Here is a 24,216-nt window from a genome sequence, read left to right as displayed (position 1 = left end):
ACGTACCGGCACCGCCGCTTCCGCGGGGTGGTAGAAACGACCTACCCGTACCAGGCGAGGGGACGACGATGAAGCGGCGCTGCGCGGTGCTCGACGACTACCAGGACGTGGCGCTGTCGATGGCCGACTGGTCGGAGCTGCGCGACGCGGTGGACGTGGTGGTGCACCGCCGGCCCATCACCGGTCAGGACGCGCTGGTCGAGGCGGTCGGGGACTGCGAGATCGTGGTCATCATGCGGGAGCGCACCCCGTTCCCCGCCGAGGTGTTCGCCCGGCTGCCCCGGCTGAGGCTGCTCGTCACCACGGGGATGCGCAATGCCGCCGTGGACCTGGCAGCAGCCGCCCGGCACGGGGTCACCGTCTGCGGCACGGCGAGCAGTTCGGACCCGGCCGTCGAGCTGACCTGGGCGCTGATCCTCGGTCTCGTCCGCCATGTGGTCCCCGAGAGCACCGCGCTGCGCGACGGCGGTCCGTGGCAGAGCACGGTCGGCACCGATCTGCACGGCAGCCGCCTCGGGCTGCTCGGTCTGGGCAAGATCGGCGCCAGAGTGGCGCGCATCGGGCAGGCGTTCGGCATGGAGGTGGCCGCCTGGAGCCAGAACCTCACGGCGGAGCGGGCGGAGGCCGAAGGCGTCCGGCTCGCCTCCTCCCTGGAGGAGTTGCTCGGGACCAGCGATGTCCTCTCGGTGCACCTGGTGCTCGGCGACCGCAGCCGGGGACTGCTGGGCGCGGCCGAGCTGCGGCGGATGCGGCCCGGCGCCTTCCTCGTCAACACCTCGCGCGCGGCGATCGTGGACCAGCGGGCGCTCGCCGACGCCCTGCGGGGCGGATGGATCGCGGGCGCGGGGCTCGATGTGTTCGAGGAGGAGCCACTGGCCCCCGACCACCCCTACCGTTCGCTTCCGAACCTGCTGGCCACCCCTCATCTGGGCTATGTCACACGGAACAACTACCAGCGGTACTTCACCGAGGCGGTCGAGGACATCCGCGCCTTCCTCGCGGGCGATCCGGTCCGGGAGCTCACCGCGCGGTAGACCGCTCGCCCCGGCGGGACGTTGCGGACACACCCTAGGAGGCCGGGCCGTCCGCAGCCGCGTGCTGACGCGCGGCCAGGGCGTGCGCCGCGTCGCGGGTGGCCGGGTACAGCTCGCGGTAGAGGCGGTAGAGCTCGTCGTACGTGCCCGCCGTCGCCGGATCGGGTTCCACGGTGTGCGCGACCGGGTTCCACTCGGCGATGTCCACCGCCTCCGCACGGCCCGTCCCGACCGCCGCGAGGAACGCGTCCCCGTAGGCCGCTCCCGTGGTGTACCGGGGGACGTCCTGCGCCCGGCCGGTCACATCGGAGACGATGCGGGTCCACAGCTCCCGGGCGCCGCCGCCCACGGCGGTCACCCGGCGGATGCCCCCGCCCGCCGCCTCCATGACGGACAGGTTGTGCCGCACCCCGAAGGCGGTGGCCTCCAGCGCCGCGCGGTAGAGGTGTCCCCGGCCGTGGCGCAGGGTCAGCCCCAGGACGAGTCCGCGGGCGTCGGGGTCGAAGAGCGGTGTGCGCTCACCCGCGAAGTACGGGAGCATCAGCAGCCCTTCGGCACCGGGGGCGACCGCCGCTGCCTCGGCCACGAGCGTGTCGTAGCCGATGCCGGTGAGGTCACGCAGCCAGCCGGTGACGGCGCCGGAGGTGGCCATGCCCGCCGCCAGGCAGTAGGTGTCCGGGAAGGCGCCCCGGGTGGACCACAGACGGGGATCGGGGGCGGCCTCGTCGACCACGTCGACCAGGAACATCGTGCTGCCGTACATCAGCATCAGATCGCCGGGCGCGATGGCCCCGGCCGCGGTGGCCTCGGCCCAGGCGTCGACGGTGCCCGCGATCACGGGGGTGCCCGCGGGGATGCCGGTGGCGCGCTGGGCCCACGGGGTCACCTCTCCGACCACCTCCGCCGGCCACACCAGACGCGGCCATACGAGGCCGGGCGCGATCTCCTCGCACCACTCCTCGATCCAGCCGCCGTTCCGCAGGTCGTACAGCGGGGTGCACTGGCTGGCCGAGTGGTGGTCGAGGACGTACGCCCCGGTGAGCCGGTGCACCAGATACGAACTGGCCATGAACCAGCGGCGGGTGCGGGCGAAGACCTCGGGTTCCCGCTCCCGTACCCAGGCCAGTTTGGGCCCGATGGCCTGGCTGGTCAGCGGTGAGCCGCAGCGCTCGAGCACCCGCCGTTCGCCGTACCGCTCCCGCTGGGCGGCGATCTGCTCGCCCGCGCGGGTGTCCACGCCGTACAGGATCGCCGGGCGCAGCGGGGTGGCGTCGGCGTCGACGGGCAACAGACAGGGGCCGATCCCGCTGACGCCCACGGCGCCGATCGGCTCCCCGGCCGGGGCCGCGGCGAGCAGTTCCGCGCTGAGCTCCGTCAGCTCCCGCCACCACACGGTCCGGGCATCGTGTTCGGCCCAGCCGGGCCGGGGGGTGGCGGTGGTGTGCTCCCGGGACGCCTGGGCGAGCAGCGCGCCGTCGGTTCTGACCAGGACGCCCTTGGAGCCTGAGGTGCCGATGTCGATGCCGATCAGCAGGGTCATATCGTTCCCGGGACCTCTCGTCGAGCCGGATCGTCTTCCTGGTCACCAGGGTGCCCCGGCGGCGCCGCGGCTGCCGACCGTTGCTCTTCGTCACATGGAGGCCACGGATTCCGTTTCACCTCCGCTCGTTCCGGAGAGGCGTGAGGACACGGACAAGCCCCATCGGCCCGCAGAACACACCGGTGCACGGCCCCCGCCGGGCACCGCGGACGGAGGGAACGTGGCTCAGAGCACATCGGGGAACACCGCGCCGGATGACGACGCGTCAATCCGGGGCGGCGCCGGGTGGACCGGTGACGGCGCGGACCGTACCCGGGCGGCCTCGCCCACCCGGCGCGGACTGCTCACGGCGACGGCTGCGGCCGGTCTCGGCCTGGTCGCCGGATGCGGGGAGCAGGGCCGGACGGTCGGCTCGGACGCCTCCGCGAAGGGTTCGGCGTCCGCCCGGCCGTCCACGTCCCCCGGGCGCTCCAGAGGTGCCACCCGCCCACCGTCGGGGTCCGGCCGCGGCGCACCGGGCAGCCGCCCGGCCGAGCGCCGCCCCGAACTGCCCCGCGGCGGCCGGGAGCTGTCGCGGTACCGGCTGGTGGGCTACTGCGGACTCCCGGGTGCGGCGGCGCTCGGCCGTCTGGGCACCGGGGATCTCGACGACCGGGTGGCCGAGATCGAGAAGACCGCGCGCTCGTACGCCGCGGGCCGGGAGCCGCAGCCCGTGCTGGAACTCCTCGCCACCGTGGCCAACAGCGGCGCGGGCCCCGACGGCACCTACCGTTCCCGCACACCCGCCGCCACGATCCGCCGCTTCCACAAGGCCGCCCGGCGCCATCGCGCCCTGCTGATGCTGAACATCCAGCCGGGCCGTGCCTCCGCGCTGGACGAGGTGAAGGCCCTGCGCCGCTGGCTCGTCCACCCCGATGTGGGGATAGCACTGGATCCGGAGTGGGACATGGGTCCCGGTGAGGTGCCGGGCGACACCTACGGCCACACCAGCGGCAAGGAACTCACCGAGGTGGCGCGCTATCTGTCGAAGCTGGTGGAGGAGCACGATCTGCCGCAGAAGCCGCTGGTCTACCACCAGGTGGCGGTGTCCGTGGTGCACGACCAGTCGGGCTTGCGTCCACAGCCCGGGGTGGTGATGATCAAGAGCGCGGACGGAATCGGATCGCCGGGGATGAAGCGGAGCACCTGGCGCAAGCTGGTCAAGGACCAGCCGGAGGGTGTGCGCACCGGGTTCAAGCTCTTCTACGACGAGGACGCCGAGGGCAGCCGGCTGATGACCCCCAAGGAGGTGCTCGCCCTCCGTCCGCGGCCGGACTACATCATGTACGAGTGAACCGCGGCAGGGACGAGTGGACCGCGGCACCGAACGGGACCGCCCCCGTCTTCCGGAGCGTTCCGGGAGACGGGGGCGGGATGGAGGTAGGGGGACGGACGGGGAGTCGGTGGCGGAGGGTCAGGTGCGCGGCGCGGCCTGCACCGTGAGCGGTTCCTGGGCCGGGGTGTCCTGGGAGCCCGGCCGGGTGAACCGCATGGTGATGCTGGCGCCCGCGTAGAGCACCGCCACCACCAGCAGCAGGGCCTGGTAGCCCGTGACGAGGGCCAGGTACTCCAGGGCGCCGCCGGTGAGGGCACCCAGCAGATTGGCCCCGAAGGCGGCCGTGGGATCGGAGGCCGCGGCCAGCCGGTCGGAGAAGATGAGGTTGGCGCAGAAGATCGGTGCGAAGGCCAGGGCGATCGCGGCGGCGAGACGCCCCGCGAACGGCAGCCCGAGCACCAGATCGGTCGGGATCAGCCAGGCGATGGCGAGGGTGGCGAAGAGCAGGAGTTGCAGCGCGAGCTGGTTGAGCCTGCGCATCCTGCGCCGCACTTCCACCGCACAGAGCACGGCGACCAGCACTCCGGCGAAGACCATGGCGTTGACCAGCCAGGTGGTCCCGAAGTAGAGCGCGAAGCCGATGACGTTCTTGGTCTCGAGGAGCATGAAGGCGGCCCCGAGCAGGAACATATCGGCGTAGGCCGCGGTGCGCCGGATGCGCACACCGGTCATCCGCACCGACACCAGGGTCACCAGCAGGATCGCGCCCAGCACACCGATGTAGAGGCTGGGGATGGTGCGGTGGAGCAGATAGGGGAAGGGGTGGTCGTCGGTGGCGGCGCTGGGCACCTTGCCGGAGGGCTGCCATGTGGAGCTGGAGCAGGACTGATCGCGCGTGGTGACACCCGCCACCATGATCGCGGCCCGCTTGTTGCCGTAGTGGGTGATGCAGGGTGCGTGGCCGAAGACCGAGGTGAGGGTCGATCCGAACCGGTCGATCAGCCAGTTCTGCCGGTAGTAGTTGTACATGGCGAACGCGCCGCCGGGGGCGAGGTGCTCATGAGCCGCCTCGAACGCCTGACGGGTGAAGAGGTAGCTCTCCAGACGCAGATTGCTGGCGCCGGAGACCAGGGTCAGGGAGTCCGGGAGGGCGAGCACGATCAGGTCGTAGCGGGTCTTCGTCTGCTCCAGGAAGGCCCGGCCGTCGTTGATGTGGACGTGCACCCGGGGGTTGTCGTACGGACGGGCCGGATGCAGCGAGGCACCGATCTCCTGAAGCCGGGGGTCGATCTCCACGGCGTCCACCCGCTTGGCGCCGTGGGCGAGGGCGAGGGCGACGTCATTGCCGTTGCCCGCCCCGATGACCAGGACGTTGCGGTGGGAGTTGCGCGGTGTCTCACGGTAGGGCTGGTCGTACGGTGAGCCCGGTTTGGTCAGCGCCTTCAGCGGCGCGATGCTCTGGTGCGGCACACCGTTGGCGGAGATGTTGTAGTCGCGGGCGGTCGAGGTCGAGCGTTTGGTCTCGATCTTGTAGTAGGGGGACCAGGAGATACCGCTCGCCACGGACTCCAGGGCGAGAACCGCCACCATCACCCCGAGCGGGATCGTGTACCGGATGGTGTTGCGGCGACCGCCCAGGACGAGCAGGGCCACCGCGGCGATCACTCCCCAGACCACCGACGGCGCGCGCAGCCAGGACAGCAGCGCGAAGGACACCGACCCGGTGAGCGAACCCAGCAGGTCGAAGCGGTACGCCTCCAGCGACGGCAGCCGGCGGAACTGGTCCGCCGTCATCTTCCCGATCGCCATCATGATGAGCGCGGTCAGTCCGAACAGGACGGGCAGCGTCACCCACTGGGGCAGTCCGGTGGTTTTCACGGCCGTGAAGTAGATGACCTCACCGCTGCTCTGCCGCACCTGGACGGGGAACTCCCGCACCAGGACGACCAGGACGGCCAGGGGAATGGGCGCCCAGCGGGTGAGCCACTGCCCACGGCCGGCGGGGATGAGGAATCCCAGGCCGATCCCGAGGAACGAGCCCAAGAGGATGAAGTTCGAGAAATAGCTCAGATGGACGATATTGGCGCCGGTCCACCGGATCAGCGCCAGCTCGACGAAGAGCATGGTGGCGCTGGCCAGCAGCAGCCTCGCGCGCACGTTTTGCGGTCCAGGGCTGTGCTCCATGTCGGCACACGCTGTCATCCGAGACGGGGCAGGTCGAGCACCCGCACGAGCCGTGCCGTAGGCCGGACGGCGGCCCCGCGGAACACCGGAGTTACGCCACCGGAGCGTACGGCTCACACACCGCCGACACCTCGTCATATCGCCGCCGGCATCCGCCACGTCCATGGTTTGCGCAGGTCAACGCCTTGAGACGGACACGGGAACACCTGGTGCACACCCTCGGGAGGGCACACCGGCACGATGCGCCGACAGCCACGGGACCCCACGCCGCCGTACGGCGTTCGTGTGACCCCCGGCGCGGCATCCGTCACCTGATGAGCGCAATCGCCACCGTGCTCCACCGGAACTTAACATCGCCCTCGTTACTTGTCACGCGCTCCGCGATGAGATGGGCACTACACACGTCGCGACTCCCCGCGGATCACGCATGGACGCAACCATTCCGGCAGCACCACCATGGCATCGGTCGAGATCACATCGCCGCAACAGTGGATTCGTTAGTTTTAACATTGCTCTTGATATTTCGAACGGAGACACCGACGCTGAGTGCGGTCCGGGGAGCCACCCCGGACCGTCCGGACGGCCACCGCGGCCGTCGGACGTCCTAGGCAAGGAGGCACCCGTGGGTTCCGCACCGTCCCCCACCCACACCGGGCCATCGTCGGCGACGTTCCTCGACCGCATCGGCATCCCCCGGCCACTGGCCTGGGGGTTCCTCGGGCTATTGCTGTTCATGATCGGCGACGGGGTCGAATCCGGCTATCTGTCGCCGTTCCTCGTCCGCGGCGGCCTGTCCACCCAGCAGGTCGCCGTGCTGCTGTCGGCCTACGGCATCACCGCCGCCGTCGCGGCGTGGTCCTCCGGGGCCCTGTCGGAGCTGTGGGGTCCGCGCCGGGTGATGTGGGCGGGCCTGGGCATCTGGGCCGTGTGCGAGGTGCTGTTCCTCGTGTTCGGCGTGATGACGTTCAGCTACCCCGTGATGGTGGCCGCCTACATGCTGCGCGGATTCGGCTATCCGCTCTTCGCCTTCGGCTTCCTGGTCTGGATCACCACCGCCACCCCGCGGCGACGCCTGGGGACCGCCGTCGGCTGGTTCTGGTTCGCCTTCACCGGTGGGCTGCCCACCCTGGGCTCGCTGTTCGCCAAGGCCACCATCCCGGTGGTGGGCGAGTACCTCACCCTCTGGCTGTCGCTCGTGCTCGTCCTGGCCGGAGGGCTGCTGACGCTGCTGTGCGTGCGTGAGCCGCACGGCGATCTGCGGGTGGCCGAGGGCCGCCCGGTCGCCACCCTCCTCAAGAGCGTCACCATCATCTGGCAGCAGCCGAAGATCGGGATCGGGGGTGTGGTGCGGGCCATCAACACCGCCCCCGAGTTCGGGTTCCTGGTCTTCCTCCCGCTCTTCTTCACCGACACCGTCGGACTGTCGATGAGCTCCTGGCTCACCGTCCTCAGCGCGATGTTCATGAGCAACATCGTCTGGAACCTGCTGTTCGGGGTGATCGGCGACCGGCTCGGCTGGCGGCGGACCATCGCGTACTGCGGTGGGCTGGGCTGCGCGGCCAGCACCCTGCTGCTGTACTACGTCCCGTTGGCCGCGGGCGCCGAGGTGTGGGTGGCCGTGGCCGTGGGTGTCGTCTACGGCGCCACGCTCGCCGGATACGTACCACTGTCCGCGCTGATGCCCTCGCTCTCCCCCGAACACAAGGGCGCCGCGATGTCCGTGCTCAACCTCGGAGCGGGGCTGAGCACCTTCATCGGACCGGCCGTGGTGGGGCTGGCGATCGGGCCGCTCGGCGTCGGTGGTGTCATGTGGATCTTCGCGGGTCTCTACGTGGTCAGCGCGGTGCTCACCCTCTTCCTGCGGCTGCCCGATGACGATCCCGCGGCGACCGCTGGGAAGGCCGGGGCGGAGGTCACCGACCCGGCACCGTCCTCACTGGTCAGTGCGGCTGGGCCGTCGGACGCACCAGGATCTCGTTGATCGCGGCGTGCGGGGGCTGGGTGACCATGAAGGTGATCGACCGGGCGATGTCCTCGGCCCGGAGCCACAGCTCCCGCGGCATACCGCGGGCCACGGCCCCGGTGGTGCTGTCGGCCGTCATCTCGGTGGCGGTCATACCGGGTTCGATCAGCCCCACCCGCACACCCCGCGCGGTCACCTCCTGCCGCAGGCCCTCGCTGAACGCGACCACCGCGTGTTTGGTGGCCGAGTAGACGGCGTTGTGGGCCCGCGCGACCCGGCCGGCCACCGAACTCACGGTCACCAGGTCGGCCACTCCGCGCGGGCCCTCCTCCGCCGCCCGCAGCAGATGCGGCAGCGCCTTCTGCGCGGTGTGCAGCACCGCCCTGACATTGAGGTCGATCATCCGCTCCCAGTTCTCGGGGTCGCCGTCCTCGATGTCCCCGGCGGCCACGAAACCCACGCTGTTCACCAGCACGTCCAGCCGCCCGAACCGCTCCGCGGTGTCCTCGACCGCCTGCCGGGCCTGCGCCGGGTCCCGCAGATCGGCGGTGAGGGCCACACAGGAGCGGCCCTGCTCCCGGATCCCGGACGCCAGTTCCTCGAGCCGATCGGTACGGCGGGCGACCAGCGCCAGATCGGCGCCCTGCCGGGCCAGCGACCGGGCGGTGGCCGCCCCTATCCCGCTGGAGGCGCCGGTCACCAGCACGGCGCACCCCGCCAGCGGGGTGTCCGTACCCCGGTCGTTCCCCGTCCTCGTCTCCGTCACCCTGGCTCCCTGCTCGTGCGGACGATCATCTGCCGTACGCATGCTCGCACCCTCCGCGCGTCCGCATCCACGGCAGGGGTCCGGTACCCCGATCCCGGTCCCGGATCGCCCCCGTTGCTCCCATCGGACCACGCCCGGCAGACCCGTCCGAGCAGTACGGAAAGCACACGACCGGCGTATGACAGTAGGCCGTTGGGGTCGCGCTGCTGTCCCGCCTGAGCACCCTGTCGCCCTGTCACGGCGACCATCGTTGGCTGAGGCACCGCACCACCGGGTCCGGCGCACGACCCCCGAGTCCACCCCGTCCGCCCCACTCGCCCAGGGAGCCGCGTTCATGCCCCAGTACTTCCGTGACTCACCCGAGTCCCTCGTTCCCGACGCGCTCGCGGGCTTCGCCGCCGCACACGCCGACCTCGTCGCCTACCACCCCGACCACGGCTACCTCCGCGCCCGCCACCCCGCCCCCACCCGCCGGGTGGGCCTGGTGTCCGGGGGCGGCTCCGGCCATGAGCCACTGCACTCCGGCTTCCTCGGCATGGGGATGCTGGACGCCTCCTGCCCCGGCCGGATCTTCGCCTCACCGCACAACCGGCAGATCTTCGAGGCCAGCCGTGCCGTGGCCGGGCCCGGCGGTGTCCTGCACATCGTCAAGAACTACACCGGCGACCGCATCAACTTCGGTATCGCCGCCGAACGCCTCCACCACGAGGGGATCGCCTGTGCCCGCGTCCTGATCGACGACGACCTCGCCACCGACTCCGACGACATCGCGGTCGGCCGCCGCGGCACCGGGGCCACCCTGCTCATCGAGAAGATTCTCGGCGCCGCCGCCGACGAGGGGCGTGGACTGGACGAACTGGCGGCCCTCGGCACCGAGCTGACCGGCCGGGCCCGCAGTCTGGCCGTGGCCGCGGCCGCGCACACCGCGCCCGCCTCCGGTGCCCCGGCCTTCGGCCTGCCCGAGGGCGTCCTGGAGTTCGGGGTGGGCATCCACGGGGAACGCGCCGAGGGCACCACCCCGCACGCACCGCTCGGCAAGCTGGTGGAGACCATGACCGACCAGCTGCTGGCCGCCCTCCCCGACGGCTCCCGGTCCCGGGTGCTCGCGCTCTGCAACGGACTGGGCTCGATCACCTCGCTGGAGCTGTACGGGATCCGCCACGCCCTCGCCAAGGCCCTGGACACCCGGGACGTCGCCCTGGACCGCTCGTTGACCGGCACCTTCGTCAGCGCCCTGGACATGCGCGGCTTCTCCCTGACCCTGCTCGCCTCCGACGCCGAGACACTGCGGCTGTGGGACGCCCCCGCCCGCACCCCGGCCTGGCCGCTGTGAGGTCCGTGCGTCGCCGTGCGCACCGAGAGGTCCGCGCGGTGACGCCACCTCAGCGCGCGCAGCCCCGCCCCACACCACGACCGCCCCGAGGAGCCCCACCATGTCCGACCGACCCGGTTCGAACACCCTGACCCGTGACAGCGTCGCGGCGTGGCTGATCAGCTTCGCCGCCTCCGTACGCTCCGTCGAACCCGAGCTCACCGCCCTCGACCAGCAGGCGGGCGACGGTGACTTCGGCGCCAACCTGGCCACCGGGATGGACGGGGTGCGGCGCGCCCTCGACGCCCTGACGGCCGTTCCCCGGTCCGACGGCGACGGCCCGGCCGCACCGCTCGCCGCCGCCGCGCGCGTCTTCCTCGACGATGTCGGCGGCACCAGCGGGCCGTTGTTCGGACTGCTCTTCCAGGAGCTCGCCGACGCGCTGTACGACGCCTCCCCCGCACTGCCCGCCACCGCCGCGCTGGCCACCGGTACCGCGGCCGGGGTGGCCGCGATCCAGCGCGTCGGGGAGGCCGACGTGGGCGACAAGACGATGGTGGACGCCCTCGTCCCGGCCGCGAAGGCACTCGCCGAATGCCCGCCCACCGCCGACCCGGCGGCCGCGCTCCATCTGGCCGCGGTCGCCGCCCACCGGGGTGCCCTGTCCACCAGCGGGCTGCGCGCCCGGCGCGGCCGCGCCAGTTACACCGGCGACCACTCGCGCGGGGTCCCCGATCCCGGGGCGCTGGCCGTGGCGTTGCTGTTCGCCTCCGCGAACGAGGAGGTCACCGTGCTGAACCGGCTCCCGGAACACTGAATCCGCATGGGTCGGGCCGAACCGGGCAGGCGCAGGGGACGCGTTGACGTCTCCACCGAATGTGCCCGGGAACCACATGCCACAGGACACCACCGCCCGATTGACCCCACCACCGGCCGCGACCCGGCCCACGGGCGGTGAAGCGTCCGGATCCAGAACCCGCGACCCCTACTTCGACAACGCGAAGTACCTCACGATCGTGCTGGTGGCCTGTGGCCACGCATGGGAACCGCTCACCTACGACAGCCGCGCCGCCACCGCGGTCTATCTCATGGTGTACGCCTTCCACATGCCCGCCTTCGCGCTGATATCGGGCTACTTCTCGCGCAACTTCGACCTCGCGCCCGGCCGGGCCCGACGGCTCATCAGCAGTGTGGTGGTGCCCTACCTCGTCTTCGAGGCCGCGTACACCCTCTTCTCCCGGTGGGTGCTGGACAACCCGGGCGAGCCGTTCAGCCTGCTGGACCCCTGGTACGTGATGTGGTTCCTGGCCGCGCTGTTCATCTGGCGGCTGACCACCCCGCTGTGGCTGGCGCTGCGTCATCCGGTGCCGATCTCGCTGGCGGTGGCCGCGGCGGCCTCGATCTCACCGGAGTCCGGCGGCGATCTGTCGCTCCAGCGGGTGCTGGCGTTCCTCCCCTTCTTCGTGGCCGGGCTCACGCTGCGGCCGGCACACTTCACACGGCTGCGCACCCGGCGGGCCCGGCTGGCCTCGTTGCCGTTCATCGCCTTCGTGCTGTGCGCCGCCTACGCCGCGGCGCCGTGGTTCGACGCGGAGTGGTTCTACCACCGCAAGAGCGTCACCGGACTGGACGTCCCGCGCTGGGCCGGACTGCTCACCACACCCGCGCTGTTCCTGCTGGCGCTCGCCCTGACGGCCTGTTTTCTGGCCTGGGTACCGGGGCGGGCGATGTGGTTCACCACGCTCGGCACGGGGACGATCTACGGCTATCTGCTGCACGGCTTCATCATCAAGGCATCCCGCTACGGGGACTGGTACGACCACGGTTGGGTGCACACCCCGCTGGGCGAGCTGATGGTGACCATGGCCGCGGTGACCATGATCTCCGTCCTGTGCACCGCCCCGGTGCGGAGGGTCTTCCGTCCGCTGGTCGAACCACGGGTGGACCGGGCCTTCCGGCCCCTGCGGAAGTAGGCCGGGCGGAAGGGGACATGCCATCCGCCGGGAGCCGGTGGATGGCAGGCCCCCGGCCCCCGCGGGTTCCCTCACAGTCCGTGGCGGCGGTCCCCCAGCACCGCCGTGCACACCTCACGTTCCCGCTCGGCGGAGAACGGGTCCCGCCGCGCGGCCACCGCACGGCGGGTCTCCTCGGCCACCAGATCGGCGTTGACGGCCGCGGCGGCCCGGACGCCCGAGGCGATGGCACCGGCCACCTTCTCGAGCGGATCGGCCACGTTGCCCGCCACCCACACCCCCGGGACGGCGGTGGCGCCCGTCGGGTCCGCCTCGATCCGGCGGGCGGTCTCCTGGCCCGCCACCTCCTGACCGACCGTCTGAAGTCCGAGGGAGGCCAGGACGTCGGCGCGGGCGGCGAAGTACGGGGCGACGACCAGGGTGTGGCAGGCGATCACCGGCCCCTCCGCCAGGCGGACCCCGGAGAGGCCGCCCCCTGCCGTCTCCAGCGCGGCCACCGTGCCGACCACCACGGCGATGCCCCGTGCGGCGAGTTGTTCGTACTCCTGCTCCCCCGGCTCGGGTCCGGTGTGCGTGAAGAGAGTGACGCGGTCGCTCCACTGACGCCAGAGCAGTGCCTGGGCCACCGCCTGGGGACCGGTGGCCAGCACCCCGATCGCCCGGTCCCGGACCTCCCAGCCATGGCAGTACGGGCAGTGCAGCACATCGGTGCCCCACAGCTCGGCCAGACCGGGCAGCGCGGGCAGTCGGTCGACGAGCCCCGTGGTCACCAGCAGCCGTGCGGCACGGACCGCGCCGCCGTCGGCGAGGGTGACGCGGAAACCTCCGTCCGCACCGGGCTCCGCCGCCACCACGGTGCCGTCCACGATCTCGCCGCCGTAGCCGCGGACCTCGTCACGGCCGGTGGCCAGCAGGGCCGCGGGCGGGGTGCCCTCGTTCCCCAGGAGCCCGTGAATCCCCTCCGCGGGGGCGTTGCGCGGCTCGCCGGCGTCGACGACCAGCACCGAGCGCCGTGCCCGGCCCAGGGTGAGCGCCCCGCTCAGTCCGGCGGCGCCACCGCCGACCACCACGACGTCGTAGCGCCGTTCAGCGGGTGTGCGGTCCGGGTCCGCCGGGTGTGCTGTGTATCCGTTCATACGCGGTACCTCCGTTCGTGGAAGCAGCGTGCGCGTGTACGCCACCACTTGACAAACACCTTTGCCAAGGCGGCAAATGGAGGGCATGGCCGACGATGACCTCTCCGACGTGCTGACCGCGGTGGGCCCGCGGCTGCGCGCGCTGCGGCGGACCCGTGACTTCACCCTGGCCCGGCTCAGCGAGACGACCGGGATCTCGCTCAGCACCCTCTCGCGGCTGGAGTCGGGGCAGCGCAAACCGACCCTGGAGCTGCTGCTGCCGCTGGCCAAGGCGTACGGAGTGGCGCTGGACGAGCTGGTCGGGGCACCCGCCACGGGCGATCCGCGGGTGCATCCGCGGCCCTTCACCCGCAACGGCCAGACGATCGTGCCGCTCACCCGCTATCTGGGCGGGCTCAACGCCTACAAACTGATCCTGCCGCCCCGGCCGCCCGCCGAGCGCGGACGGCCGGAGCAGCGGGTCCACGAGGGCTATGAGTGGATGTACGTGCTCTCCGGCCGGCTGTGGCTGACGCTGGGCGAACACGACCTGGTGCTCACCGCCGGCGAGGCCGCCGAGTTCGACACCCGGACCCCGCACGGCTTCGGCAACGCGGGGGACCGGCCGGTGGAGTTCCTCTCCCTCTTCGGGGCGCAGGGCGAGCGGATGCACGTCAGGGCCCGCCCCACCGCCACCTGACCGGCGCCACCGCACGGTGCCCGGATGCTCAGCCCGACGGTTCGTCGGGGACGGGCTGTTCCGGGTGGACACCCCCGGTCTGGGGCCTCCCCCGGCGTCCGGTCCCGGACTCGTCCAGGTCGGGTACGTCCTCGGCGTGGTCCGGCGCCGGGTCCGCGCCCTCCACGTCCAGCGGATCGGGTCCTTCCCCAGCCTGCTGATCGGGCAGGTCCCGCGGTATGGCGCGGTTGTCGTCTCCGGGCTCCTCGCGCCTGCGGTCCTCGTTCACGGTGCCGCTCCTCTCCTCGGCGTGTGCACGGGCATACCACGGCCCGTACCCAGCACATCCGGGCCGATGCACACCCGCGTCTCCGCGATGGCCGGCCACCCGGCCGGGGCGGCCTCCCGTGGCGAGTGCCCGGTCGGGAGGCGCCCATGCGGGGTCAGCCGTGCCGGGCGAAAGCGGCGGTGACCGCCTCCCGGTCCGCGCCCCCGGCCAGCAGCAGCCGGAGCAGCACACGCGCCTTGTACGGATCGAGCAGTCCGCCGTCGATCAGACCACGGCGCCGCAGATCGGTTTCCGAGCCCACCGCGCCGTAGGTGTGGCGCAGCACCGAGCCGCTGCCGGAGCGCGAGGTCAGCACCACGGGGACGCGCTCGGCCAGGGCGCCCAGCACCGGGGCGAGGGTGCCCGGTACGTGGCCGACGCCGAACCCGGCGACGACCAGGCCCTGATGGGTGTCGGCGAGCCCGTCGAGCAGCACCCCGTCGTCGTCGAGTGACACCGTGTACAGCGCCACCCGGGGGGTGTCGCCCTCCTGCGCGGCGGCCGGGACGGGCCGCGGAGCGTGGCGCGGCGGTGTGGTGAGCACGCGGACCCGGCCCTCGATGACATGGCCGAGGGGGCCGGCGTTCGGCGAGGCGAAGGTGGCCGTGCTGGTGCTGTGGGTCTTGCGGACCCAGCGCGCCGCGTGGATCTCGTCGTTGAAGACCACCAGCGTTCCCAGGCCACGGGCCTCGGGGGCGGCGGCGACACGGGCGGCGGCGAGCAGATTGGCCGGGCCGTCGGCGCCCGCGAGGGTCGGATTGCGCATGGCTCCGGTGAACACCAGCGGTGCCTCATGGGCCCAGACCAGGTCGGCGAGATAGGCCGTCTCCTCCAGGGTGTCGGTGCCCTGGGTGACCACCACGCCCTCCGCACCCGCGGCCACCGCGGACGACGCGGCCCCCACGACGGCGAGCAGCTGAGGAAACGTCAGATGGGCGCTGGGTACGGCGTGGGTGTCCCGCACCTCCAGCGGTACGCCGAGGTCGGCGAGGCCGGGTACCGCCGCGGTGAGGTCGGCGCCGGTCAGCCGGGCCACCACACCGGCTCCGCCGTGCCCGGCCATGGCGATGGTGCCCCCGAGGGTGAACAGTGCGATGCTCATGCGCCGACTACATCAGCAGAGGCCGACGCGGGGAAGTCCCGGACAGGGATGCGCCGACGGGAAGCCGCCGCCGCTTCCGGCCGCGCGCTCGGGGCGGGCGCGGCCGGAAGCGGCAGGGGGCGGTGTCAGCCGAGGGTGGTGAGCGCCGTGGTGGCGATCTCGTGGTCCTGCTCGGGCGCGCCGCCACCCACCCCGAGGGCTCCGATCAGCCGGTCCCCGCGCCGTACCGGCACCCCGCCCGCGATGAAGAGCAGTGGGCGGTCGAGGGCGGTGGGCAGGGTGTGGAACGGTCCGCCGGGCTGGACCGCTTCGACGAGGTCCGCGGTGGGGGCGTTCAGCTGGAGGGCGGTGAACGCCTTGCGGGTGCTGGTCTCGCCCGCGATCAGCACGGCCCGGTCGTCACGCCGGAAGGCGAGCAGATGACCGCCGGCGTCCAGAACGGTGACGGCGGCCGTCACCCCGGCTGCCTCGGCGGCGGCGCGGGCGGCGTCGAGCAGGGCCTCGGCGTCCTGGGTGGTCAGCGGGGCGACGGCGGTCTCGGTGGTGCTCATGAGCGGTGTACTCCTCTGGTGGTGCGAAAGGGGTGGAACGGGGAGGGCCGGGGGAACGGAGGGACGGTGCGGCCCGGCCGCGGGGTCAGCCGTGGTCGGCGGCGACGCGGACCGGCTCGGGGGCCGGTGTCGTGGCAGGGACCTCGGCGGCGGGCCGGTGGTGGGCCGCACGGCGCTCCAGCGCGCTGGAGAGCACCGCGAGTGCCAGGGCGGAGGAGGCGAGGGCGGCGCCGACCCAGTTCGGGGCGGTGTAGCCGAGCCCGGCCGAGATCACCAGGCCGCCCAGCCAGGCCGAGAGTGCGTTGCCCAGGTTGAAGGCGCCGATGTTGACGGCGGAGGCGAGGGTGGGGGCACCCGCCGCCTGGTCCAGCACCCGCTTCTGCAGCGGGGGGACGGTGGCGAAGCCGAGCGCGCCGACCAGGGCGATGGTGACGGCGGCCGCGACCTTGTGGTGGGCGGTGACCGTGAACAGCGCGAGGACCAGTGCCAGGGCGCCCAGCGACACGTACAGCATCGGCATCAGGGCGCGGTCGGCGAACCTGCCGCCGACCAGGTTGCCGCCGACCATGCCGAGGCCGAAGAGGACCAGCAGCCAGGTGACGGAGGAGTCGGCGAATCCGGCGACCTCGGTCATCATCGGCGCGATGTAGGTGATCGCGGCGAAGACACCGCCGAAGCCGAGGACCGTCATCGCCATGGCGAGCAGCACCTGCACATTGCGGAAGGCGGCCAGCTCATGGCGGAGGTGCACACCCTCCGGCTTGGGGATCTCGGGGACCAGCCGGGCGATGCCCACGAGGCCGATCACACCGAGGGCGGCGACGAGGTAGAAGGTGGTCCGCCAGCCCAGGGACTGGCCGATGGAGGTGCCCAGCGGTACGCCGACGACGTTGGCGACGGTCAGGCCGGTGAACATCATCGAGATGGCTCCGGCCTTCTTCTCGGGGGCGACCAGGTCGGCCGCGACCACCGATCCGATACCGAAGAACGCGCCATGGGCGAAGGAGGCGACGATCCGCCCGGTGGCCATCACCCCGAAGGCCGGGGCGGCGGCGGAGAGCACATTGCCCACGATGAACAGGCCCATCAGCAGCATCAGCATGCGTTTGCGGGAGATCTTGGTGCCGAGCGCGGTCATCAGCGGCGCCCCGGCCACCACGCCGAGCGCGTAGCCGGTCACCAGGAAACCGGCGGTGGGGATCGAGACACCGAAGTCGCCGGCGACCTCGGGCAGCAGGCCCATGATCACGAACTCGGTGGTTCCGATCCCGAAGGCCCCGATGGCCAGGGCCAGCAGTGCGATGGGCATGTGGGTTCACTCCAAGCGATTGCATCTGCGTCTTACATGCGTCGACAATACTTGCGTGAGAAATTAATTGCAAGCGCGCTATATTGCTAGTGCCGTGTATCACCAACCCGCTCATCCCGCGCGCGGGCCCGAAGCCCCCACCCACCCATCGGCCCCATCAGCTCAGTCCCGTCGATCCGGAGGCCCCATGACCACCTCGGAGATCCCCCAGACCAGCGACCCCGGCGCCGGAGACGCCGCAGGGGCCTCGTCCGCCGCCCTCGTCCAGGGCTGGTGCGCCCTGTCCCTGCTGCACGACAGGATCGAGGCGCGGATCGAAGCGGCCCTGCATACCGGGCACGGGCTGAGCGCCCGCGAGTACGCGCTGCTGGACGTCCTCAGCCGCCAGCACGACGGCGAGGGCGGCCACCTCCAGATGAAGCAGGTCGCCGGGGCCGTGGTGCTCAGCCGGAGCGCCACCACCCGGCTGGTCACCCGGCTCGAGGACCGCGGACTGCTCTCGCGGTATCTGTGCGCCACGGACCGCCGCGGGATCTACACCGATGTCACCGGGACCGGACTGCGGCTGCTCGGCCAGGCGCGTCCGACCTACGAGGCCGCCCTGTGCGCGGCGCTCGACCTGGCCCGCCGCGATCCCCTGCTGGAACCGCTGGTGGCGGCGGTTCCAGGGGCCGCTCGGCACAACCGGCCAAAGTCACTCTGAACACAACTGGCACACCGCTCGTATCAACTTCCGGGTCGAGCCTCGTCCGTTGCGGACGAAGAGCACCCCCTGACAGGAGGTCATGAGTTGAGCCACAAACGCGTACCGAAGCGCAAGGTCGTCTTCGCGGGGGCCGGGGCGGCCGCCGTCGTGGCGGCGGCGATCCTGCTGCCGAACGCCAACGCATCGCAGGACGGCGACCAGACCGACCTCCAGCCCAAGAAGGTCAACGCGGCCTCCGCGGCGGACATCGCCTCGCAGTTGGCGTCCCAGCTCGGCGAGGCCTTCGCCGGTGCCTACTACGACAAGGACAAGCAGCAGGTCATCGTCAATGTCATCGGGGACGGCAACGATGTGGACGTGGAGGTGAAGAAGGCCGGGGCGGTGGCCAGAAGCGTCAACAACAGCACCGCCGACCTCAAGTCCGCCGCGAAGACGCTGAAGACGAAGGCGACCATCCCCGGCACCGCGTGGTCCGTCGATCCCAAGACCAACGAGATCCGGGTCACCGCGGACCGCACCGTCACCGGCGCGAGCTGGGACAAGCTGGAGTCCACCGTCGACTCGCTGGGCAAGGGCGTGGCCACCATCACCAAGTCCAAGGGCCAGTTCAAGCCCTTCGCCGAGGGTGGTGACGCCATTTTCGGCGGCGGCTCGCGCTGTTCGCTCGGGTTCAACGTCACCACCGACAGCGGCGCGCCCGGTTTCATCACCGCCGGTCACTGCGGTGTCGCCGCCCAGGAGTGGTCGGACTCCCAGAACGGTGCCCCGATCGGCACCGTGCAGGACGCCACCTTCCCCGGTGACGGCGACTTCGCGCTGGTCACCTATGACGACCCCAACACCGAGGCGCCCAGCACGGTCAACACCGGTGACGGCAACACGGTGAACATCGCCAAGGCGGCCGACGCCACGGTGGGCCAGCAGGTGACCCGGATGGGCAGCACCACCGGACTCAACGACGGTTCGGTCACCGGCCTGGACGCCACCGTCAACTACCCGGAGGGCACGGTCAGCGGGCTCATCCAGACCGATGTGTGCGCCGAGCCCGGCGACAGCGGTGGCCCCCTGTTCAGCCAGGACGGCAGCGCGATCGGTCTGACCTCGGGCGGCAGCGGCGACTGCACCTCCGGTGGCGAGACCTTCTTCCAGCCGGTGACCACCGCGCTGACCGCGGTCGGCGCCACCATCGGTGACGGCGGCGGCGCGGCCGGAGGCGACGACGGTGGCGCGGCGGACGACCAGGGCGGTGCCGCCGGTGACGGTGGCGCGGCCGGCGGCCAGGAAGGCGCCGAGCAGGGTGCGGCCGGTGAGGAGCAGGGCGGCGCGGCCGACAACGGCTGATCCCCGCACACCCGGTCACACCGGCAGTCACACCACGGGTGTCCCGCGCCGTCACCGCGGGACACCCGGACCGCACCGGCCCGGCCGTCGTTCCACCCCGGAACACCGGCCGGGCCGCCGTCGGATCAGCCCGGAAGTCCGGCCCGCACCCGGTCCAGAGTGACCGGCAGGTCCCGGACCCGCACACCCGTGGCGTGGTACACGGCGTTGGCCACCGCGGCGGCCGTGCCGACGATCCCCAGCTCGCCCACGCCCTTGGTGCCCATCGGATTGAGTTCGTCGTCCTCCTCGTCGAGGCAGTACGCCTCGATGTCCGGCACATCGGCGTGGGCGGCGACGTGATAACCCGCGAAATCGTGGTTGGCGAAGTCGCCGTAGCGCGGATCCATCTCAAGCATCTCGTGCAGGGCCATGGACAGTCCCATGCACATCCCGCCGCGCAACTGGGAGCGCGTGGTGCGGGGGTTGATGATGCGTCCCGCCGCGAAGACACCGAGCAGCCGGTCCACCCGCACCTGGCCGGTGACGGCGTCGACCCGTACCGCGGCGAACTGGGCGCCGAACGAGCAGCGGGCGAGGTCCTTCTGCGCGCGGACGTCCTCGGTGGTGTCCGCGCTCTGTTCCAGTCCCCCGGGCGGCACCGCGCCGGAGGTCTCGTCGAGCCGCTTGGTGAGCGCCCGGCACGCCTTGCTCACCGCCCAGCCCCAGGACCCGGTGCCCATGGAGCCGCCCGCCATCGGGGCGTTGCCGTAGACGCTGCGGCCGATGTCCAGGGTGACCCGGTCCAGGGGGACGCCGAGTTCATCGGCGGCCACCTGGGTCAGCACGGTGCGCGCGCCGGTGCCGATGTCCGCCGCGGCGATCCGCACCACGAAGCTCCCGTCGGGTTCGGCGCGGGCGGTCGCGGAGGCGGGCATGGTGTAGACGGGGTAGTTGCCCGACGCCACCCCGGTGCCGAGCAGCCATCTCCCCTCCCGGCGGCGGCCGGGTGCCGGGTCACGCCGCCGCCAGTCGAAGCGGGCGGCGCCCTCGCGCAGACACGCCACCAGGTTGCGGCTGCTGAACGGCCGTCCGGACTCGGGGTCCACCGACGGTTCATTGACCACCCTCAGCTCCACGGGGTCCATGCCCAGCGCGTACGACAGTTCGTCCATCGCGCTCTCCAGCGCGAACATCCCCGGCGCCTCACCGGGGGCGCGCATCCAGGACGGGGTGGGCACATCCAGCTGGGCCAGCCGGTGGATGGTGCGGCGGTGCGGCGCGGCGTACATGATGCGGGTGGAGGCCACCGTCTGCTCGCAGTACTCGGTGAGCCGGGAACTCTGCTGGAGCGCATTGTGCGAGATGGCGGTGAGCCGGCCGTCCCGCTCCGCGGCGAGTCTGACCCGCTGCACGGTGGGCGTCCGGTAGGACACCATGCTGAACATCTGCTGCCGGGTCACCGCCAGTTTCACCGGACGGCTGACGGCCCGGGCGGCCAGCGCGGCGAGCACGGTGGGCGGCCGGGGCACCGCCTTGGAACCGAAGCCGCCGCCGACGTGGTCGGCCACGATCCGTACGCCGCCCGGGGGCAGGCCGAACAGTTCGGCGAGGGTGGCGGCCGTCATCCAGGGGCCCTGGTCGGCGTTGTAGAGGGTGAGCGCGTCGCCGTCCCAGACCGCGATGGTGGCGTGCGGTTCCATCGGGGAGGCGTGTTCGGAGGGCGTGGTGTAGGTGGCGTCGACGGTCACCGGCGCGGTGGCGAAGGCGGTGTCCACATCACCGGTCTCCAGCAGACCGGGGTAGCCCGCGTTCACGGTCTCGGGGACGAAGGCGTCCGGGTCGTGGTCGCGCAGCTCGACGTCGTGGTCCTGCTCGTCGTACTCGACCCGCACCAGCGCCGCGGCCTGGCACGCCGTCTCATAGGTGTCCGCGACGACGGCGGCCACGATCTGGCCGCGGTAGGCGACATCGGCGGACTGGAGGACGCAGAGCTCGGGGTCGTCGGTGGGGTGCAGCCGCTGGACGTTGCCACTGTCGAGCACGGCGGCCACGCCCGGCAGGGCCAGCGCGGCGCCGGCCTCCACGGCGCGCACCCGGCCGCGCGCCACGGTCGACTGCACCGCCCAGACGTAGAGGGCGTCGCGCACCGGGTACTCGTACGCGTAGAGCGCGGCACCGGTGACCTTGTCGCGCCCTTCGACCCGGGTCACATCGGCGCCCACGGTCCGTTCGAGGGTGGTCATCGTCCTCCCCCTCCGACGAGGTCCAGCACGGTGTCGGCGATGAGGTCCACCGCGAGGTCGATCTTGAACGCGTTGTGCGGCAGCGGCCGCGCGGAGGCGAACTCGGCGCGGGCCGCCTCGCGCAGCGTCTCCGCGGTCGGCCGCCGGCCGATGAGCCGCCGCTCGGCCTCATGGGCCCGCCAGGGGCGTGGCGCCACCGCGCCGAGCGCCAGCCGGATCTCGCTCAGTGTGCCGTCGGGTCCGGTGGCGGCCACGGCGGCGAGCGACACCAGCGCGAAGGCGTAGGACCAGCGGTCGCGGACCTTGCGGTAGCGCATGGCGGCCCCCGCGGGGGGCGCCGGCAGCTCCACCCCGGTGATCAGCTCCCCGGCCTGGAGCACCGTCTCCCGGTCCGGGGTGTCACCGGGCAGCAGATAGAAGTCGGTCAGCGGCACGGCGCGGGAGTCCCCGTCGGCGCGGCGGAGGTGGACGACGGCGTCGAGCGCGGCCATCGGCACCGCCATGTCGGACGGATGCGTGGCCACACAGGCGTCGGAGGTGCCGATGACGGCCAGGTCGCGGTGGCTGCCCTCGAGGGCCGAACACCCGCTCCCCGGCTCCCGTTTGTTGCACGCCTTGGTGACGTCCTGGAAGTACGCGCAGCGGGTGCGCTGGAGCAGGTTGCCGCCGGTGGTGGCCCTGGTCCGCAGTTGTCCCGAGGCCCCGGCGAGCACCGCCTCGGACACCGCGGGGAAGCGTTCGCGGATGCCACGGTCGCCGGAGAGCTCGCTGTTGGACACCAGCGAGCCGATGAGCACACCGCCGTCGGCGCGGTGTTCGATGCGGTCGTAGGGCAGCCCGGTGATGTCGACGAGCAGGGTGGGTTCGGCCACGCCCAGCTTCATCAGGTCCACCAGATTGGTGCCACCGGCCAGGAACATGGCGTCATCGGTGTCGGTGACCAGGGTGGCCGCGGCGTCGGGCGCGGTGGCGCGTTCATAGGCGAATGGCTTCACCGGACACCGCCCGGCCTCGTGGCACCGCCCGGTGCCGTGGCAGCGGCCCTTCTGCCGCCGTTGCCGCCGGAGACCTCGCGGATCGCCGCCACGATGCCCGGGTAGGCGCCGCAGCGGCAGAGGTTGCCGCTCATCCGCTCCCGGATCTCGTCGGCGTCCAGGGACTCGGCCCCGGACACACCGGCGGCCACATCCTCGGTGACATGGCTGGGCCAGCCGCGCGCGGCCTCGGTGAGGGCGCCGACCGCCGAACAGATCTGGCCCGGTGTGCAGTAGCCGCACTGGAAACCGTCGTGGTCGAGGAACGCCTGCTGGAGCGGGTGGAGTTCACCCGTCGCGGCGAGGTCCGCGACCCCTTCGATGGTGGTGACGTCATGACCGGCCGCCGTCACCGCCAGTACCAGGCAGCTGTTGACGCGCTCGCCGTCGAGGAGGACCGTACAGGCTCCGCACTGCCCGTGGTCACAGCCCTTCTTGACCCCGGTCAGCGTCAGGTGTTCGCGCAGGGCGTCCAGCAGCGTCACCCGGTTGTCGAGCGTGAGGACCCGGTCATCACCGTTGACACGCAGCGTGAGATCGGTGTGATACGTGTGAGCTGTCACACCCTTCAGACTGGCACCGGGCCCGGGGCCCCGCATCTCCAGTCGGGCGGCCCGCCTCATGGGTCCGGTGGTGGCGGGGGCAGCCGCAGATGCGCCAGGTCGGCGGGGACCGGGGTGCGCGGACGGTAGAACGGCGGTGCCGGGTCGGCCGCGGGTGAGTCGGCCAGCCGGAACCGCTCGCGCAGCCGCCGGTAGAACTCCATGGGCTCCAGCCGCACCAGCCGCAGCCGGTCCGGCGCCCGGTAGGCCGCCACCCAGTCCCCCGGCTCCAGGACACCGCGCAGCTGGCCGTCGATACTGACCGCCACCCGCCCCGAATGGGGCAGCACCCGTACGGCGACGGCCTCGTCGACGGCGGCCACGACGGTGCGGTCGAAGGCGATGTGCGGTGCCACCGGGGTGAACACCAGCGCGTCCATGGACGGGGAGACCACCGGGCCGCCGGCGGCGAAGCTGTAGGCGGTGGAGCCGGTGGGAGTGGCCACGATGATGGCGTCGGCCGAGTAGGAGGCCAGCAGCTGCCCGGCCACGTACACCCCGAGGCTGGCCTGCCGGTCCCGGGCCAGCTTCTCGAAGACCACGTCGTTGACGGCGACGACGTCGAGCGCCACGCCCCAGCCGACCTCCTCGGGACCGCCGGGACGGATCTTCGGCGGCGGCAGGGCGGGGCCGCGGCCGTAGCGCAGCAGCGCCTCCATGCCGACGGGCATCTCCAGCAGCCGTGAGCAGCGCAGGGTGAGCAGCATCCGGTCCTCGACCGTGGCGTCGCCCGCGTGCACGGTGTCCAGCGCCCGTTCCACCTGGTCGGGGGTGATCTCGGTGAGGAAGCCGACCCTGCCGACGTTCACCCCGAGCGCGGAGCCCCCGTCCTTGGCCGCGATCCGGGCACCGCGCAGAAAGGTGCCGTCGCCGCCGAAGGTGACGATCAGATCGGGGTGCCCGGCGGCCTCGGCCTCCTCCTGGGCGCTGCGCCGTGGATGATCACCGCGCCATACATCGATCTCGGTACAGCTCAGGCCATGGGCGGCGGCCCACGCGCTCGCGGCACGGGCGGCCTCGACGGCGGCGGGCCGGGCCCGGTGGATCACCAGGCCGAGCCGGGTGACGGCCATGCCTCCCACCGTAGAGCGGACCGCCACGGGGCGCGTCCCGGTCGGCCGTGTGGCCGGTCCCGGC

21 protein-coding genes are annotated in these 24,216 nt (G+C 72.2%); 9 read left to right on the top strand and 12 right to left on the bottom strand.

Annotated features, from left to right (window positions below):
* The first annotated feature begins 68 nt into the window (after positions 1 to 68).
* Positions 69 to 1,034: a D-2-hydroxyacid dehydrogenase family protein gene (locus NMK44_RS24780; RefSeq protein WP_254746736.1), complete on the top strand. Its 966-nt coding sequence runs from the start codon at positions 69 to 71 to the stop codon at positions 1,032 to 1,034.
* 34 nt (positions 1,035 to 1,068) lie between these two features.
* Here NMK44_RS24780 and NMK44_RS24775 read toward each other — a convergent pair whose 3' ends face one another.
* Positions 1,069 to 2,574 carry an FGGY-family carbohydrate kinase gene (locus NMK44_RS24775; RefSeq protein ID WP_254746733.1) on the bottom strand — a complete coding sequence of 502 codons (1,506 nt, stop codon included), beginning with the start codon at positions 2,572 to 2,574 and terminating at the stop codon, positions 1,069 to 1,071.
* A gap of 220 nt (positions 2,575 to 2,794) precedes the next feature.
* Here NMK44_RS24775 and NMK44_RS24770 point away from each other — a divergent pair, with 220 nt between their 5' ends.
* Positions 2,795 to 3,907, top strand: a complete 1,113-nt coding sequence (locus NMK44_RS24770; protein ID WP_254746731.1) for a hypothetical protein — start codon at positions 2,795 to 2,797, stop codon at positions 3,905 to 3,907.
* Between the two features lie 120 nt (positions 3,908 to 4,027).
* Here the strand turns inward: NMK44_RS24770 and NMK44_RS24765 are convergent, their stop codons facing one another.
* On the bottom strand, positions 4,028 to 6,046 hold the full coding sequence (locus NMK44_RS24765) for a spermine/spermidine synthase domain-containing protein (protein WP_254746729.1): 2,019 nt from the start codon (positions 6,044 to 6,046) through the stop codon (positions 4,028 to 4,030).
* A 649-nt stretch (positions 6,047 to 6,695) separates the two neighbouring features.
* Here NMK44_RS24765 and NMK44_RS24760 point away from each other — a divergent pair.
* Entirely contained in the window at positions 6,696 to 8,054 is a 1,359-nt protein-coding gene (locus NMK44_RS24760) for an MFS transporter (protein WP_254746727.1), read from the top strand.
* Here NMK44_RS24760 and NMK44_RS24755 read toward each other — a convergent pair.
* Positions 8,014 to 8,802 (bottom strand): SDR family oxidoreductase, encoded by a 789-nt coding sequence (locus NMK44_RS24755; protein WP_254746725.1) that lies wholly within the window; start codon positions 8,800 to 8,802, stop codon positions 8,014 to 8,016. The genes NMK44_RS24760 and NMK44_RS24755 overlap by 41 nt on opposite strands.
* A 334-nt stretch (positions 8,803 to 9,136) precedes the next feature.
* On the opposite strand from NMK44_RS24755, the gene NMK44_RS24750 reads away from it, so the two are divergent.
* The 3 genes from NMK44_RS24750 (at position 9,137) to NMK44_RS24740 (ending at position 12,087) form a co-directional block, all read left to right on the top strand.
* The gene (locus NMK44_RS24750; RefSeq protein ID WP_254746723.1) at positions 9,137 to 10,135 is read left to right on the top strand and encodes a dihydroxyacetone kinase subunit DhaK; all 999 of its coding nucleotides are present in this window, start codon (positions 9,137 to 9,139) and stop codon (positions 10,133 to 10,135) included.
* Between the two features lie 100 nt (positions 10,136 to 10,235).
* Positions 10,236 to 10,931, top strand: coding sequence for a dihydroxyacetone kinase subunit DhaL (dhaL, locus tag NMK44_RS24745; RefSeq protein ID WP_254746707.1), 696 nt, complete (start codon positions 10,236 to 10,238; stop codon positions 10,929 to 10,931).
* A gap of 76 nt (positions 10,932 to 11,007) precedes the next feature.
* Positions 11,008 to 12,087, top strand: coding sequence for an acyltransferase family protein (locus tag NMK44_RS24740; protein ID WP_254746704.1), 1,080 nt, complete (start codon positions 11,008 to 11,010; stop codon positions 12,085 to 12,087).
* 71 nt (positions 12,088 to 12,158) lie between these two features.
* Here the strand turns inward: NMK44_RS24740 and NMK44_RS24735 are convergent, their stop codons facing one another.
* Positions 12,159 to 13,223 (bottom strand): NAD(P)/FAD-dependent oxidoreductase, encoded by a 1,065-nt coding sequence (locus tag NMK44_RS24735; RefSeq protein WP_254746701.1) that lies wholly within the window; start codon positions 13,221 to 13,223, stop codon positions 12,159 to 12,161.
* 85 nt (positions 13,224 to 13,308) lie between these two features.
* Between NMK44_RS24735 and NMK44_RS24730 the strand changes: the two genes are divergently transcribed.
* Positions 13,309 to 13,902, top strand: coding sequence for a helix-turn-helix domain-containing protein (locus tag NMK44_RS24730; RefSeq protein ID WP_254746698.1), 594 nt, complete (start codon positions 13,309 to 13,311; stop codon positions 13,900 to 13,902).
* Between the two features lie 28 nt (positions 13,903 to 13,930).
* On the opposite strand, the gene NMK44_RS24725 is transcribed toward NMK44_RS24730, so the two are convergent.
* From NMK44_RS24725 to NMK44_RS24710, 4 genes are all read right to left on the bottom strand, one after another.
* Positions 13,931 to 14,170, bottom strand: a complete 240-nt coding sequence (locus NMK44_RS24725) for a hypothetical protein (protein WP_254746695.1) — start codon at positions 14,168 to 14,170, stop codon at positions 13,931 to 13,933.
* Positions 14,171 to 14,324: 154 nt separating this feature from the next.
* Positions 14,325 to 15,311 carry an asparaginase gene (locus NMK44_RS24720; RefSeq protein WP_254746692.1) on the bottom strand — a complete coding sequence of 329 codons (987 nt, stop codon included), beginning with the start codon at positions 15,309 to 15,311 and terminating at the stop codon, positions 14,325 to 14,327.
* Between the two features lie 125 nt (positions 15,312 to 15,436).
* Positions 15,437 to 15,862, bottom strand: a complete 426-nt coding sequence (locus NMK44_RS24715; protein ID WP_254746690.1) for a GlcG/HbpS family heme-binding protein — start codon at positions 15,860 to 15,862, stop codon at positions 15,437 to 15,439.
* An 85-nt stretch (positions 15,863 to 15,947) separates the two neighbouring features.
* Positions 15,948 to 17,171 carry an MFS transporter gene (locus tag NMK44_RS24710; protein WP_254746688.1) on the bottom strand — a complete coding sequence of 408 codons (1,224 nt, stop codon included), beginning with the start codon at positions 17,169 to 17,171 and terminating at the stop codon, positions 15,948 to 15,950.
* A 187-nt stretch (positions 17,172 to 17,358) separates the two neighbouring features.
* Between NMK44_RS24710 and NMK44_RS24705 the strand changes: the two genes are divergently transcribed.
* The gene (locus NMK44_RS24705) at positions 17,359 to 17,874 is read left to right on the top strand and encodes a MarR family winged helix-turn-helix transcriptional regulator (protein ID WP_254746686.1); all 516 of its coding nucleotides are present in this window, start codon (positions 17,359 to 17,361) and stop codon (positions 17,872 to 17,874) included.
* Positions 17,875 to 17,961: 87 nt separating this feature from the next.
* Positions 17,962 to 19,218, top strand: coding sequence for a S1 family peptidase (locus tag NMK44_RS24700; RefSeq protein WP_254746684.1), 1,257 nt, complete (start codon positions 17,962 to 17,964; stop codon positions 19,216 to 19,218).
* 125 nt (positions 19,219 to 19,343) lie between these two features.
* On the opposite strand, the gene NMK44_RS24695 is transcribed toward NMK44_RS24700, so the two are convergent.
* Genes NMK44_RS24695 through NMK44_RS24680 form a run of 4 tightly spaced genes read right to left on the bottom strand, consistent with a single transcriptional unit; the run spans position 19,344 to position 24,152 of the window.
* Entirely contained in the window at positions 19,344 to 21,443 is a 2,100-nt protein-coding gene (locus tag NMK44_RS24695; RefSeq protein ID WP_254746682.1) for a xanthine dehydrogenase family protein molybdopterin-binding subunit, read from the bottom strand.
* Positions 21,440 to 22,438, bottom strand: a complete 999-nt coding sequence (locus tag NMK44_RS24690) for an FAD binding domain-containing protein (protein ID WP_254746680.1) — start codon at positions 22,436 to 22,438, stop codon at positions 21,440 to 21,442. The genes NMK44_RS24695 and NMK44_RS24690 overlap by 4 nt, the downstream gene beginning before the upstream one ends.
* The gene (locus NMK44_RS24685; protein ID WP_254746941.1) at positions 22,435 to 23,076 is read right to left on the bottom strand and encodes a 2Fe-2S iron-sulfur cluster-binding protein; all 642 of its coding nucleotides are present in this window, start codon (positions 23,074 to 23,076) and stop codon (positions 22,435 to 22,437) included. Before NMK44_RS24685 ends, NMK44_RS24690 begins: the two co-directional genes overlap by 4 nt.
* A 20-nt stretch (positions 23,077 to 23,096) precedes the next feature.
* Complete coding sequence (locus tag NMK44_RS24680) at positions 23,097 to 24,152, bottom strand: NAD(+)/NADH kinase (protein WP_254746678.1); 1,056 nt, start codon at positions 24,150 to 24,152, stop codon at positions 23,097 to 23,099.
* Positions 24,153 to 24,216 lie beyond the last annotated feature (64 nt).

This window comes from Streptomyces cucumeris, from assembly GCF_024295805.1.
Taxonomy (GTDB): Bacteria; Actinomycetota; Actinomycetes; order Streptomycetales; family Streptomycetaceae; genus Streptomyces; species Streptomyces cucumeris.
The sequence above is the reverse complement of the archived record's forward strand: the minus strand, read 5'-3'. Positions and strand labels throughout refer to the sequence as shown.